This is a genomic window from Stenotrophomonas sp. GD03680, from assembly GCF_029844625.1.
Classification (GTDB): domain Bacteria; phylum Pseudomonadota; class Gammaproteobacteria; order Xanthomonadales; family Xanthomonadaceae; genus Stenotrophomonas; species Stenotrophomonas maltophilia_P.
In genome coordinates this window covers 14,699-27,347 of the sequence record NZ_JAOCKC010000003.1, presented here as the reverse complement: position 1 = coordinate 27,347, position 12,649 = coordinate 14,699, and the positions used below count along the sequence as shown (strand labels likewise).

Annotated in this window: 11 protein-coding genes; 5 read left to right on the top strand and 6 right to left on the bottom strand. The window is 67.6% G+C overall.

Going from position 1 to position 12,649, the window contains the following annotated elements; genetic code table 11:
• Positions 1–3 precede the first annotated feature (3 nt).
• Entirely contained in the window at positions 4–1,119 is a 1,116-nt protein-coding gene (locus N5J29_RS04460; protein WP_065182139.1) for a glycerophosphodiester phosphodiesterase, read from the top strand.
• Between the two features lie 88 nt (positions 1,120–1,207).
• Here N5J29_RS04460 and N5J29_RS04455 read toward each other — a convergent pair whose 3' ends face one another.
• Both N5J29_RS04455 and N5J29_RS04450 read right to left on the bottom strand, forming a co-directional pair.
• Positions 1,208–1,978, bottom strand: coding sequence for a rhomboid family intramembrane serine protease (locus N5J29_RS04455; protein WP_053517228.1), 771 nt, complete (start codon positions 1,976–1,978; stop codon positions 1,208–1,210).
• Between the two features lie 103 nt (positions 1,979–2,081).
• Positions 2,082–3,044, bottom strand: coding sequence for a TerC family protein (locus N5J29_RS04450; protein WP_053517229.1), 963 nt, complete (start codon positions 3,042–3,044; stop codon positions 2,082–2,084).
• 348 nt (positions 3,045–3,392) lie between these two features.
• Between N5J29_RS04450 and N5J29_RS04445 the strand changes: the two genes are divergently transcribed.
• Positions 3,393–4,562, top strand: a complete 1,170-nt coding sequence (locus N5J29_RS04445; protein WP_164151455.1) for a class I SAM-dependent rRNA methyltransferase — start codon at positions 3,393–3,395, stop codon at positions 4,560–4,562.
• A gap of 128 nt (positions 4,563–4,690) precedes the next feature.
• On the top strand, positions 4,691–5,932 hold the full coding sequence (locus N5J29_RS04440) for a dipeptidase (protein ID WP_053517232.1): 1,242 nt from the start codon (positions 4,691–4,693) through the stop codon (positions 5,930–5,932).
• Positions 5,933–5,983: 51 nt separating this feature from the next.
• Here the strand turns inward: N5J29_RS04440 and N5J29_RS04435 are convergent, their stop codons facing one another.
• From N5J29_RS04435 to N5J29_RS04425, 3 genes are all read right to left on the bottom strand, one after another.
• Positions 5,984–7,411 (bottom strand): amino acid permease, encoded by a 1,428-nt coding sequence (locus N5J29_RS04435; protein ID WP_053517233.1) that lies wholly within the window; start codon positions 7,409–7,411, stop codon positions 5,984–5,986.
• A 173-nt stretch (positions 7,412–7,584) separates the two neighbouring features.
• Entirely contained in the window at positions 7,585–8,214 is a 630-nt protein-coding gene (gene leuE / locus N5J29_RS04430) for a leucine efflux protein LeuE (RefSeq protein ID WP_053517234.1), read from the bottom strand.
• A gap of 15 nt (positions 8,215–8,229) precedes the next feature.
• Positions 8,230–9,201 carry a LysR family transcriptional regulator gene (locus tag N5J29_RS04425; protein WP_164151452.1) on the bottom strand — a complete coding sequence of 324 codons (972 nt, stop codon included), beginning with the start codon at positions 9,199–9,201 and terminating at the stop codon, positions 8,230–8,232.
• Between the two features lie 91 nt (positions 9,202–9,292).
• Here N5J29_RS04425 and N5J29_RS04420 point away from each other — a divergent pair, with 91 nt between their 5' ends.
• Positions 9,293–10,300 carry a zinc-binding alcohol dehydrogenase family protein gene (locus tag N5J29_RS04420; RefSeq protein WP_164151451.1) on the top strand — a complete coding sequence of 336 codons (1,008 nt, stop codon included), beginning with the start codon at positions 9,293–9,295 and terminating at the stop codon, positions 10,298–10,300.
• 72 nt (positions 10,301–10,372) lie between these two features.
• Here the strand turns inward: N5J29_RS04420 and N5J29_RS04415 are convergent, their stop codons facing one another.
• Complete coding sequence (locus N5J29_RS04415; RefSeq protein WP_164151449.1) at positions 10,373–10,978, bottom strand: glutathione S-transferase N-terminal domain-containing protein; 606 nt, start codon at positions 10,976–10,978, stop codon at positions 10,373–10,375.
• A 50-nt stretch (positions 10,979–11,028) separates the two neighbouring features.
• Here N5J29_RS04415 and rmuC point away from each other — a divergent pair, with 50 nt between their 5' ends.
• Positions 11,029–12,591, top strand: coding sequence for a DNA recombination protein RmuC (gene rmuC / locus N5J29_RS04410; RefSeq protein WP_164151447.1), 1,563 nt, complete (start codon positions 11,029–11,031; stop codon positions 12,589–12,591).
• Positions 12,592–12,649 lie beyond the last annotated feature (58 nt).

Here is a 12,649-nt window from a genome sequence, read left to right as displayed (position 1 = left end):
GCAGTGAAGTCGTGGGGTTGTGCGTTGCTGTTGTCGCTGGCCGTGGCACCATCGGTGGCCATGAGTGCTGAATCCTCTCTCCCGGCTGCGGCCAGGGCGTCGGTCTATGGTCATCGCGGCGCCAGCGCGCTGCTGCCGGAACACACCCTGGCTGCGTATGCACAGGCCATCGCCGACGGAGCCGACTACATCGAACCGGACCTGGTGATGACCAGGGACGGGGTGATGGTGGCCCGCCATGAGAACGAGATCGGGGGCACCACCGATGTCGCCTCGCATCCCGAATTCGCCAGCCGCCGCACCCGCAAGGTCATCGACGGGCAGACGGTGGACGGATGGTTCACCGAAGACTTCACCCTGGCCGAGCTGAAGACGCTGTACGCGCGCGAACGCCTGCCCGACCTGCGCAGCACCGCCTACGACGGCCAGTTCCGCATCGCCAGTCTCGATGAAATCCTCGCCTTCCTGGTCCAGCAGGCCGGCCGCGCCAATCGAGGCATCGGTCTGGTGCCGGAGATCAAGCATCCGACCTACTTCCAGTCCATCGGTCTGCCGATGGAAGACAAACTGTTGGCCGCGCTGCGTGGCAATGCCTACACCAACGTCGGCCCGGTCACCATCCAGTCCTTCGAGACCGCCAACCTGCGTTACCTGCGCAGCAAGATCCCGCAGGACAGCAACATCCGCCTGCTGCAGCTGTTGTGGAAGGGCGATACCCAGCCGGCCGACGTCGCCAAGGCCGGGGGCACGCTGACCTACGCACAGATGATGACTCCTGCGGGCCTGAAGGACATCGCGGCCTATGCCGATGGCATCGGTCCTGAACTGCGCTCGATCATTCCGCTGGACGCCAACGGTGCACTGGGAACGCCGACCGCGCTGGTGCGCGATGCGCACGCGGCCGGCCTGATGGTGATCCCGTATACCTTCCGCCCGGAGAATCAGTTCCAGCCCAGCAACCTGCGCAGGGGGGCGGACAACGCGCGCAATGCCGAAGGCTCGATCGCCGAGATGCGCGCCTATCTGGCCACCGGCATCGATGCGTTCTTCACCGATGACCCGGCGCTGGGCCGGCAGGCGGTGGATGGCACTGGCGCGGCGGGCAACGCGGCGAACTGACACGTCAACGCCGCCGGGCATGGCCCGGCGCTACCCGGGATGCCGGTGAACCGTAGCGCCGGGCGATGCCCGGCGGACCCATCCCACCTCAGCCGCGCGGTTCGTCCGGCCGCCGGAACGGGATGACCACGTAATCCTGCCCTTCGCGCGGCTGCCACAGGACCGGCACACGGTGTGGCGACGGCGGCTCCAGTTCATCGTCGGCCAGCGGTTCTGCGTTGTCTTCCTCGTCCTCCCAGCTGTAGCGCGGACGCGGTGGCAGCGGGTCGGCGGTGCGGAACAGCAGCGCTGCGATGATGCCGGCGAAGGCGCCGCCCATGTGCGATTGCCAGGACACGCCGTCGGCATGCGGCAGGATGGTCATCAGCATGCCACCGTAGAACAGCATGCCGATCAGGCCGGTGGCGATGGCGGCGCGGTCGCGGCGCAGCAGGCCGAGGCCGGCGAGCAGGAACATCAGGCCGTGGGTCACGCCACTGGCACCCAGATGGACGCTGCCGGGATTGCCCAGCATCCATGCGCCCACACCCGATCCCAGCCATAGCAGGGGCAGGGCGCGGACGGTGGCCCTGGGATAGACGCTTCCGGCCAGGGTGCCGAGGATCAGGATCGCGATGCTGTTGGCGGCGATGTGCTCGACCGAGGCATGCAGCAGCGGGCCGCCGAGCAGGCCGAGCAGGCCCTTGGCTTCCAGCGGCGCTACCGCCCAGGGGCGCCAGTCGAACGTGCCCTGCAGGGCGAACACGACCACCAGCACCAGCACGGCGGCCAGGCTGACATTGAACGCCCGCAGGATGCGGAGGCGGTCGTTGCGGGGGGCCGGCACGTCGCCGGCGGGCAGGGGCGCGTTGCTGTTCATACCTCAAGCAATGGCGGTGGCTGGTGCGAAACCAAGGCCACCGCTGCGGGAGAGTGGAAGCGGCCAGCGGGACAATCCCGCTGGCCATGTCTGCCAGCCGCGATCAGGCTTGGCCTTCGCCTTCCTTGGGCGGGTACTTCAGGCTCAGCACGACGGTGGCGGCAATGATCAGCGCGACCACGCCCAGCGAGACCGGGGTCGGGATCTTGAACAGGTCGATGATCATCATCTTGATGCCGATGAAACCCAGCACCAGTGCCAGGCCGTACGGCAGCAGGTGGAAGCGGTCGGCCATGCCGGCCAGCAGGAAGAACATCGCACGCAGGCCCAGTACCGCGAACACGTTGGAGGTCAGCACGATGAACGGATCGGTGGTGATCGCGAAGATCGCCGGGATGCTGTCCACCGCGAAGATCACGTCGGTGACGGCGATCAGGATCAGCACCGCGAACAACGGGGTGAACCAGCGCACGCCGTCGCGCTTCACGCTCAGGGCGTTGCCGGCGTACTCCGGCAGCAGGCGAAGGTGCTTGCGCATCCAGCGCAGGGCCGGGTTGCTCTCCAGGTCCGGCTCCTGTCCGGCGGCAAACCACATCTTCCAGCCGGTGAACAGCAGGAAGGCGCCGAACACGTAGAGCAGCCAATGGAACTGGCTGATCAGCACGCTGCCGGCGAAGATCATGATCGTACGCAGCACGATCGCGCCCAGGATGCCGATGATCAGCACCTTCTGGCGCTGTTCCTCCGGCACCGCGAAGTAGCTCATGATCATCAGGAAGACAAAGATGTTGTCCACCGCCAGCGCCTTCTCGACCAGGTAGCCGGTCAGGAACTCGAGACCGACCTTGTTGGCCACGACCTGGCCGGCCGTCTCATTCAGGTAGTACCAGAGGCCGGCGTTGAACAGCAGGGCCAGCGCGACCCAGCCGATGGACCACCACAGGGCCTCCTTGAAGGTGACCTTGTGCGGGCCACCATGGCGCATCAACACGAGGTCGACCAGCAGGGCGATGACCACCACCGCTGCGAAGCCGCCCCACAACCACATGTTACCGATCGTCTGCATTGGGAATGTCCGTTGGAAAGATGAATGCCAGGCCGGACGGCGAGGATCTGCAACGGAGGATCGGGAGGGGATCCAGGGACAGAGCTTCGCCAGTACGGCGAAGGTCTCGCTCGCAGTTCCAGTCGGCTGGAACTGCCGTTGCACCGGAGCCTGCGGGCTCGAAATGACGGCGACAACGTCTGGGAGCTACTCCCCTTCTGGCGCCGATTCTGCGGCCTGCCGCGTCCGCCGTCAAATGCCCGGGTACCGGCGGCGGATCCCCGCAGTGGGCCCGACCCATGTTCCGCCAGAGAGGGGTCAGAGCCCCTGCGGGGATCTGACTCCCGGCGGCCGGTTTACAATAGGTGGATGAATACCCCCCTTCCCGTTGTCCGCCTCAAGAACGCGTGGCGCTCCAGCCACCCGTGGATCTTCCAGAAACTGGTCGAGAAGCCGACCGTCCGGCCCAAGCCCGGCTCCCTCGTCGACGTGGTCGGGGTGGACGGGGAATTCATCGGGCGCGGGTTCTACAACGGGCACTCGCGCATCGCCGTGCGCATTCTTGAAACCCATCAGGCCGTTGCGGTTGATGCCGGCTGGTTCTCGCGCAAGATCGCCCAGGCGGTGTCGCTGCGCCGTGACGTGCTGAAGCTGGACGCCGTGTCCGACGCCTGGCGCGTGGTGCACAGCGAGGGCGATGGCCTGTCCGGCCTGGTGGTCGATCGCTACGGCGACCTGGTGGTGGTCGAGTTCTTTGCCGCCGGCATGTTCCGCCACCGCGAGTGGATCTACGATGCGCTGCGTGAGCAGTTCCCCGGCTGCCGCTTCCACAGCTTCGCCGACGAACACGTGCAGAAGCAGGAAAGCTTCGATTTCCACGGCAACACCACCACCGAAGCGTCGGTGATCACCGAGTACGGCATCAAGTTCCGCGCCGACCCGGCCGGTGCGCACAAGACTGGTTTCTTCGCCGACCAGCGCGAGAACCGTGAGTGGCTGAGCCAGCAGGTGGAAGGCAAGAGTGTGCTCGACCTGTGCTGCAACACCGGCGGTTTTGCCGTGTACGCGGCGGCGCGTGGTGCTTCGGAAGTGATCGGCATCGACATCGACGAGGACGTGATCCAGATCGCCAAGGGCAATTCGCGCCTGAACAACGTGCGCCCGAAGTTCATCCAGTCCGATATCTTCCCGTGGCTGCGCGACGCCGCCAACCGCGGTGAGCAGTACGACGTGGTGATCCTGGACCCGGCGAAGATGACCCGCGACCGCGACCAGGTCATCACCGCGCTGAAGAAGTACCTGGACATGAACAAGCTGGCGCTGGGCGTGGTCAAGCCGGGCGGCCTGTTCGCCACCTTCTCCTGCACCGGCCTGGTGGCCGAGGACCAGTTCCTCGACATGCTGCGTCGTGCGGCCTATTTCTCCGGCCGCACGATCCAGATCCTGAAGGTGGCCGGCGCTGGTCCGGACCATCCGTTCATGGCCCACGTGCAGGAATCGCGTTACCTGAAGGCCGTGTTCTGCCGCGTGGTGGATTGACCGCGTGGCGCTGTAGAGCCGAGCCCACGCTCGGCTGATCTGTCTGGCAGCCGAGCATGCGCTCGGCTCTACAAATTGGCCGGCCGCAGCGCTATGGTCGGGTTCTTCCCATTGCCGGTAGGAACCCCATGCCGTCGTTGCGCCGTCTGTCCGTGCTGCTTGCCCTGGCGCTGAGCGCGCCGCTGACCGCCCATGCCATCGAGTTCAGCGCGCAGGAGCTTGCGCGTGCCAAGACATTGCAGCAGCGCCTGCTGACGCTCGACAGCCACCTGGATACGCCGGCCAACTTTGGCCGCACCGGCTTCGATATCGAACAGCGCCATGATCGCAATGCGCTGTCACAGGTGGACTACCCGCGCATGGTCGAGGGAGCACTGGACGGCGGGTTCTGGGCGATCTACACCGACCAGGGCGACCGCAGCGCCGCCGCCCACCTGGCCGAGCGCGATCACGGCCTGCAGCGCCTGCTGGAAATCCGCGAAATGGTGGCGGCCAACGGCGATCGGTTCGCCCTGGCCCTGACCGCTGACGATGCGGCGCGGATCAAGGCCGCCGGCAAACGCGTGGTCTACATCAGCATGGAGAACGCCAGCCCGCTGGTGGCCGACCCCAGCCTGCTTTCGTTCTATCACCGTGCCGGCCTGCGCCTGCTGAGCACGGTGCATTTCGCCAACAACGAGTTCGCTGATTCTGCGACCGATCCGAAGGGACCGGAGTGGAAAGGCCTGAGCCCGGCCGGCAAGGCGCTGGTGCGCGAGGCGGTGAAGCTCGGCATCGTCATCGACCAGTCGCATGCCTCCGATGCCGTGTTCGACGATCTGCTGGCGATGATGCCGGTGCCGTTCGTGCTCTCGCACAGTTCAGCCAAGGCGGTCTACGACCATCCACGCAACCTCGACGACGCGCGGCTGAAGAAGCTGGCCAAGGCTGGTGGTGTGATCCAGGTCAACGCCTATGGCGGCTATCTGATCGACACCGGCAAGACGGCCGAGCGCAAACAGGCCGAAGAAGCACTCAGCCGGCAGCTGGGAGGCTGGGAAGGCATGGGCATCGAGCAGGGCGTGGCCTTGTTGAAGGCCGAACAGGCACTGGACCACGAACACCCCGTCCGGCACGCCAGCCTGGAGGACTTCTTCGCCCACTTCGAGCACATCCTCCAGGTGGTCGGGCCCGAACACGTGGGCATCGGCCTGGACTGGGACGGCGGCGGCGGCCTGAGTGACCTGCCCGATGTCAGCCAGCTGCCGAAGATCACCGCCTGGCTGCTGCGCAAGGGATACACGGAACAGCAGATCGCCGGCATCTGGGGCGGCAATCTGCTGCGGGTGATGCGGCAGGCGCAGGACTACGCCGCCAGGCAGGGCGGGTAACCGCCCCGCCCGGGCCGGATCTGCGCCGGGCCGTGCCCGGCGCGGTCTGGATCAGCGCGCGATCAGCGCATGGCGGCGGCTGTACAGGAAGTACAGCACCAGGCCCGCGACATTCCACAGCAGGAAGTACAGCTGCGTGGTGTGCGGCAGGCTGATGAACAGGTAGATGCAGCCCAGCGCGGCCAGTGGCCCGACGATGAAGGCCAGCGGCGTGCGGAAGGTTCGCTCGCGGTTCGGTTCACGCACGCGCAGCACGACCAGGCAGATGCCCACCGCGGTGAACGCCGCCAGGGTGCCGGCATTGGCCAATGCCGCGATCTCGTCCAGGCGTGCCACGCCGGCCAGGGCCGACACCACCAGCGCGGTGAACAGCGTGGTGGCCACCGGCGTACCGGTGCGCGCGCTGACCTTGGACAGGCCACGCGGCAGCAGGCCATCGCGGCTCATGACGAAGAAGATGCGGCTCTGCCCGTACAGGAAGGCCAGCAGCACGGTCGGCAGGGCGATGATCGCGATGACACCGATCACCATCGCCGCGGTCGGGTGGCCGAGCTGGCGCATGATCAGCGCCAGCGGCTCAGCACTGTGGCCGAACACCGCGTAGCTCATCGCACCCACGGCGGCCAGCGCCACCAGCACGTAGACGATGGTGCAGCCGATCATCGAACCGATGATGCCGATCGACAGGTCGCGGCCCGGGTTCTTGGTCTCCTCGGCAGCGGTGGAGATCGCGTCGAAACCGTAGAAGGCGAAGAAGATGATCGCGGCGGCCGCCATCACGCCTCGCTCGACACCATCCGGACCCAGTGATTTGGCGAAGCCATACGGCATGAACGGCTGCAGGTTGCTGCTGTCGAAGGCCGGCAGTGCCACTGCCACGAAGATGGCCAGCGCGATCAGCTTGAACACCACCAGGATCGCGTTGAGGGTCGCGCTCTCCTTGGTGCCGGCCATCAGCATCAGGGCCACCAGCCAGGTGATGACGATCGCCGGCAGATTGATCATGCCGCCTTCCACGTGCGGACCCGCGGCCAGCGCGGCCGGCAGGGTCACGTCCCAGCCGAACTGGGTGTGGACCCACTCCAGGAAGCCGACGAAGTACCCCGACCAGCCCACGGCCACCGTGCTGACCACCAGCGAGTACTCCAGGATCAGGCTCCAGCCCACCACCCAGGCGAACACCTCGCCCAACGCGCTGTAGCTGTAGGTGTAGGCACTGCCGGCGGCCGGCATCATCGTCGACAGCTCGGCGTAGGACAGGGCCGCGCAGGCGCAGACCGCACCGGCGATGGCGAAGGAGATCAGGACAGCCGGGCCGGCGAGATTGGCACCGACGCCGATCAGCGTGTAGATGCCGGTACCGACGATGGCGCCGATGCCCAGCGCGATCAGGTGCGGCCAGCTGAGTGTCGGGACCAGTCGCCTGCCGGCTTCATGGACGGTGACGGAATCTAGGGACTTGCGCCGGAGCAGGGACATGCAGGCCTCGGAAGGGGTGACTGATAACGACAAGTCTCCGAGTGTGACCGAATGCAGCGCAGCATTACCACTGACGGGGGTCATGCCTGGCGCAGCGCGCGCATGACCGCGACGACACTGCCGGAATCAGCACAAAGGTTGCGGAACGGGCCCGACAGCCGTCGCCGTGCCGGTCAGCCGTTCAGTCCCAGGCGGATGCCGAAGCCGACCAGGAACACCCCGGCCACGCGTCGCAGCGCGTCGCTGACGCGCGGATGCTGGATCAACCGGCGCCGCGCCAGGTTGCCGACCCAGATCAACAGCGAGCAGTAGGCGATGCTGACCACGAAGATGATCCCCGCCAGCGCGACGAAGGTGGCGATGCCCTGGTGCGCCCTGGGGTCGATGAACAGCGGCAGGAAGGCCATGTAGAACAGGATCGCCTTCGGATTGAGCAGGCTGACCAGGATCGCCTGCTGGAAGTAGCGGCCCGGCTGCATGCGGATCGGGCCGGCATCGCCGCCCTCCTGCCTGGGCGTGCGCAGCAGGCTGATGCCCACCCACACCAGATAGGCCGCGCCCAGGTACTGCACGGCGTGAAAGACCAGCGGGTTGGCCTTCAGCAGGGCCGCCACGCCGGCCAGGGCCAGCCACATCAGGATCTGGTCGCCGACCAGCAGGCCTGCCAGTGCGGTGTAACCACCGCGCACCCCGCCCCGGCCGGTGGCGGTCAACAGGGTGAACGTGCCAGGCCCGGGCAGGGCGAGGAACACCAGCACGGCGACCAGAAACGTCCACAGGTCCTGGATGCCCATCCACGGCATGGCGGTGTTCTCTCGCTACGGGGAGCCGGTATTGTCGGCCAGTGCCGCGCGCTGCGACAGGGGGCCGCCGCCGCCCTCGGGCATGCCCGACAGCAGCGGTTGCAGGTGCTGGCGCAGTTGCGCATGCAGCTGCCGCACCGCGGGCGAGAACTGCTTGCGGTGCGGGCAGACCAGCTGCAGTGGGATGTGGCTGCCCAGACCGCCAAGCAGCAGCTGCAGGCGCCCGGCGAGCACGTCCTCGCGCAGGTCCAGCCAGGACTTGTAGGTGATGCCCTCACCGGCCACCGCCCAGCGCCGTACCACATCGGCGTCGTCGCACACCAGCGGGCCCTGTACCGGGATCACCACGCGACGGCCGTCGACCTCGAAGGCCCAGCGGTCGTAGGCGCGACCACCGAGCTGGTAGGCCAGGCAGTCGTGCTCGCGCAGATCCTCCAGCCGCTGCGGCGTGCCGCGCCGCTGCAGGTAGCCGGGCGACGCCGCCAGCACGCGCCGGTTGCCTTCCAGCAGGGGCAGGGCGACATAGCTGGCATCATCGAAGTGCCCGATGCGGATCGCCACATCGACCGGATCGCGGAATACATCGGCCACTTCGTCGGACAGGCGCAGATGCAGCCGCAATCGCGGATGCATCGCACGGAACCGGGTCAGCCACGGCAGCAGCAGGTTGCGTCCGAAGTCCGACGGGGCAGAGAGCCGCAGCGTGCCATGCAGCTCGGCATCCTCGCCCTGCACCCGGGCCTGGCCTTCGCGCAGGGTCGCCAGCACCTCCTGCGCGTAAGGCAGGTACAGCGCGCCTTCGGCGGTCAGCCGCAGGCTGCGGGTGGTGCGCACGAACAGGCGCAGGTCCAGTTCGCGCTCGAGCCGGGCCACGGCGGCGGCGACCTGTCCGGGCAGCAGGTCGGCCTCGCGCGCGGCCTGCGAGAAGCTGCCCAGTGCGGCGGTACGGACGAACAGCTGCAGGTCGTCGAAGCGGATCATTTTCATTGCAGGAGTGAAAGTCCTGCCCGATTGTGCGCCTTTCCGGCGGACCGTGCGCGGCGCACGCTGTGGCCTCCTTCCCCACTGGACCGCTGCCATGCGCGCCATTGCCTATTCCCATGCCGGCCTGCCGATCGACGATGCGCAGGCCCTGATCGATATCGACCTGCCGCTTCCCCAGCCGGGCCCGCGCGACCTCCGGGTGGCGGTGCGCGCGGTGGCGGTGAACCCGGTCGACACCAAGGTCCGCCGCAACATGGCCACCGATGGCCCGCGCGTGCTCGGCTGGGATGCCGTCGGCATCGTCGATGCGGTGGGCAGTGAGGTGACCCTGTTCCAGCCGGGCGACGCGGTGTACTACGCAGGCGTGATCGACCGGTCCGGCAGCAATGCCGAGTACCAGCTGGTGGACGAGCGCAGCGTGGGCCGCAAGCCGGCCAGCCTCGACGATGCGGCCGCCGCAGCCCTGCCGCTGACGGCGATCACGGCCTGGGAGCTGCTGTTTGATCGCCTGCGCATCGCCGAGGGCGCAGGCGAGGGCCAGACCCTGCTGGTGATCGGCGCGGCCGGTGGCGTCGGCTCGATCCTGGTGCAGCTTGCGCGTCGCCTGACCCGCTTGACCGTGATCGGCACCGCCTCGCGCCCGGAGACGCAGGACTGGGTGTACGCGATGGGCGCGCACCATGTGATCGACCACGGCCAGCCACTGGCCGAAGGGCTGGCACGGCTGGGCATCGCGCAGGTGGAGCATGTCGCCAGCCTGACCCACACCGACCAGCATTTCGCGCAGATCGTGGAGGTGCTGGCGCCACAGGGCCAGTTGGGGCTGATCGACGATCCTGGCCAGCTGGATGTGATGGCGCTCAAGCGCAAGGCGCTGTCGCTGCATTGGGAATCGATGTTCACCCGCCCGCTGTACCGGACGCCGGACATGCAGCAGCAGCACGTGCTGTTGAACCGCGTCGCGGACCTGGTCGATGCCGGCGTGCTGCAGACCACGCTGGGCGAGCATTTCGGCCGCATTGAAGCGGCGAGCCTGCGTCGCGCGCATGCCGTGCTGGAGAGTCACCGCGCCAAGGGCAAGATCGTTCTCGAGGGCTGGTAGAGGCCTGTCTGCCTCCTGCAGAGCAAAGCATGACCCGGCCCTGCAGGAGGCCTCGCGGTACGTGCCGCTGCCTCAGGGGTCACCGTTGTCGACGTGTTCGGCGAACCCGGGTCGCGACCGCAGGCGGTCAAACCAGGCGTCAAGGCAGGGCAGCGCGGGCCTGGCGCCGGGGGTGCTGCGCCAGCGCTGGGTGGACAGGCCCAGCGCGATGTCAGCCAGGGTGAAGTCGTCGCCGGTGACATACGCTCCCGTGCCGGCCAGCTGGGCATCCAGCAGACCCATGAGCTCATTCCAGCGGGCCAGGCCGGTCTCGGCGCGGCCGTCGTCGGGATAGTCAGGATGCTGCCGCACGCGCGCCATGAACACGTGGCGCCAGGCGCTGTTGAGGTCGGTCGCCTGCCAGTCCATCCATTGCTCGACCTTCGCACGCGCCTGCGCATCTGCCGGCAGCAGGTCAGCGCGTCCGGCGCGGGAGGCCAGGTAACGGCAGATGCTGTTCGATTCCCACAGCACGAAGCCGCCGTCGCGCAGCACCGGCACCTGCAGGTTCGGATTCAGCCCGGCCAGCTGCCGTGCCGACGGTGCCGGGTCGTGCTCGATGGCCAGCCTGAGCTCGGCGCACAGCCACAGCACCTTGCGTACGTTGATCGACGTGGGCTTTCCGAACAGCGCGAGCATGACCGGGGCGGGACGCAGCAGTTGAGACTGGCCCAGCCTACACTGGTGCCATGCAAACCGAATCCCTGCTCATCGCCGGCCTCCTGTTGGTCGTACTCATCCTGCAGCTGGTCGCCCTGCTGCGCCGCCCACCGCATGATCGGCTGGAGCAGGCCGTACGCGAGGAGGCACGGACGGGCCGCAGTGAACTGCGCGAACAGTTGGATGGCTTTGCCCGGGCGCTGACCGACCTGTCGACCCGCACCGACCAGCGCCTGGACCTGCTGCGCGAGGCGCTGGGCGAGGATGCACGCAAGGCACGCGCCGAAGCCGCCGACAGCCAGCAGCGCAGCGGCGCCCTGCTGGCGCAGCGGCTGCAGGAACTGCGAGGCCAGCTGGAGAGCTTCGGCCAGCAGCAGGAGGCGCGCATCCATGCCTTCGGCCAGCAGCTGCAGGAACTCACCGGCCGCACCGATGCCCAGCTCGGCGCGCTGCGCCAGACCCTGGTGGACGATGCACGCAAGGGCCGCGAGGAAGGGGCGCTGTCCCAGCAGCGCCTGACCGAGAGCCTGGGCCTGCGGCTGCAGGAGCTGACCCAGCGCAATGAACAGCGCATCGCCGAGATGCGCGCCACTCTGGAAGAACAGCTGCGCGCGCTGCAGAACGACAACGCCCAGAAGCTGGAGCAGATGCGCCACACCGTCGATGAGAAGCTGCAGTCGACGCTGGAAACACGACTGGGCCAGTCGTTCACCCTGGTCTCCGAACGCCTGGAACAGGTGCAGCGCGGGCTGGGCGAGATGCAGCAGCTGGCCACCGGCGTCGGCGACCTCAAGCGCGTGCTGACCAACGTCAAGAACCGCGGCAGCTGGGGCGAAGTGCAGCTGGAGAACATTCTCGAGCAGACCCTGACCCAGGAGCAGTACGCGCGGGGCGTCAAGGTCCGTCCAGACAGTGGCGAGATGGTCGACATCGCCGTGCGCCTGCCGGGCCGCAGGAACGACGACACGCCGGTATGGCTGCCGATCGACTCCAAGTTCCCGCGTGAGGACTATGAGCGCCTGCTCGATGCGCAGGAGCAGGGCGATGCCGAGGGCGTGCGCCTGCAGGGCATCCAGCTTGAGCGCGCGGTGCGGGTGCAGGCCAAGTCGATCTGCGAGAAGTACATCGTGCCGCCGCACACCACGGATTTCGCAGTGATGTTCCTGCCTACCGAGGGCCTGTATGCCGAAGTGATCCGGCGTCCGGGCCTGGTCGACGGCCTGCAGCGCGATCACCGCGTGGTCGTGGCCGGGCCGACCACGGTCACCGCTCTGCTCAACAGCCTGCAGATGGGTTTCCGCACGCTGGCCATCGAACAGCGGTCCAGCGAGGTGTGGAGCCTGCTGGGGGCGGTGAAGAGCGAATTCGGCAAGTTCGCCGGCATCCTCGAGAAGGCCGAGAAGCAGATCAGCACCGTGGGCCGCAGCATCGGCGACGCCAGCCGCAAGACGCGCACCATCGAGCGCAGGCTGCGCGGAGTGGAATCGCTGGCCACCGAGCAGGCGCAATCGCTGCTCGGCGACCTGGGCGAAGGGGATGCGGAAGGCAGCGGCGAGGATGACGGAAGTGAAGGCGGGACCGACGCCCGCTGAGCGACGCAGACACCCTGCCGACGGGGGCGATGCGTATGCTGGCGGCCTGTCCATCGCC

Coding starts and splice junctions, on each gene's coding strand:
- N5J29_RS04455 (WP_053517228.1), bottom strand. CDS start 1,978: ATGAACAGCAACGCGCCCCTGCCCGCCGGCGACGTGCCGGCCCCCCGC.
- N5J29_RS04450 (WP_053517229.1), bottom strand. CDS start 3,044: ATGCAGACGATCGGTAACATGTGGTTGTGGGGCGGCTTCGCAGCGGTG.
- N5J29_RS04445 (WP_164151455.1), top strand. CDS start 3,393: ATGAATACCCCCCTTCCCGTTGTCCGCCTCAAGAACGCGTGGCGCTCC.
- N5J29_RS04440 (WP_053517232.1), top strand. CDS start 4,691: ATGCCGTCGTTGCGCCGTCTGTCCGTGCTGCTTGCCCTGGCGCTGAGC.
- N5J29_RS04435 (WP_053517233.1), bottom strand. CDS start 7,411: ATGTCCCTGCTCCGGCGCAAGTCCCTAGATTCCGTCACCGTCCATGAA.
- leuE (WP_053517234.1), bottom strand. CDS start 8,214: ATGCCGTGGATGGGCATCCAGGACCTGTGGACGTTTCTGGTCGCCGTG.
- N5J29_RS04425 (WP_164151452.1), bottom strand. CDS start 9,201: ATGAAAATGATCCGCTTCGACGACCTGCAGCTGTTCGTCCGTACCGCC.
- N5J29_RS04420 (WP_164151451.1), top strand. CDS start 9,293: ATGCGCGCCATTGCCTATTCCCATGCCGGCCTGCCGATCGACGATGCG.
- N5J29_RS04415 (WP_164151449.1), bottom strand. CDS start 10,978: ATGCTCGCGCTGTTCGGAAAGCCCACGTCGATCAACGTACGCAAGGTG.
- rmuC (WP_164151447.1), top strand. CDS start 11,029: ATGCAAACCGAATCCCTGCTCATCGCCGGCCTCCTGTTGGTCGTACTC.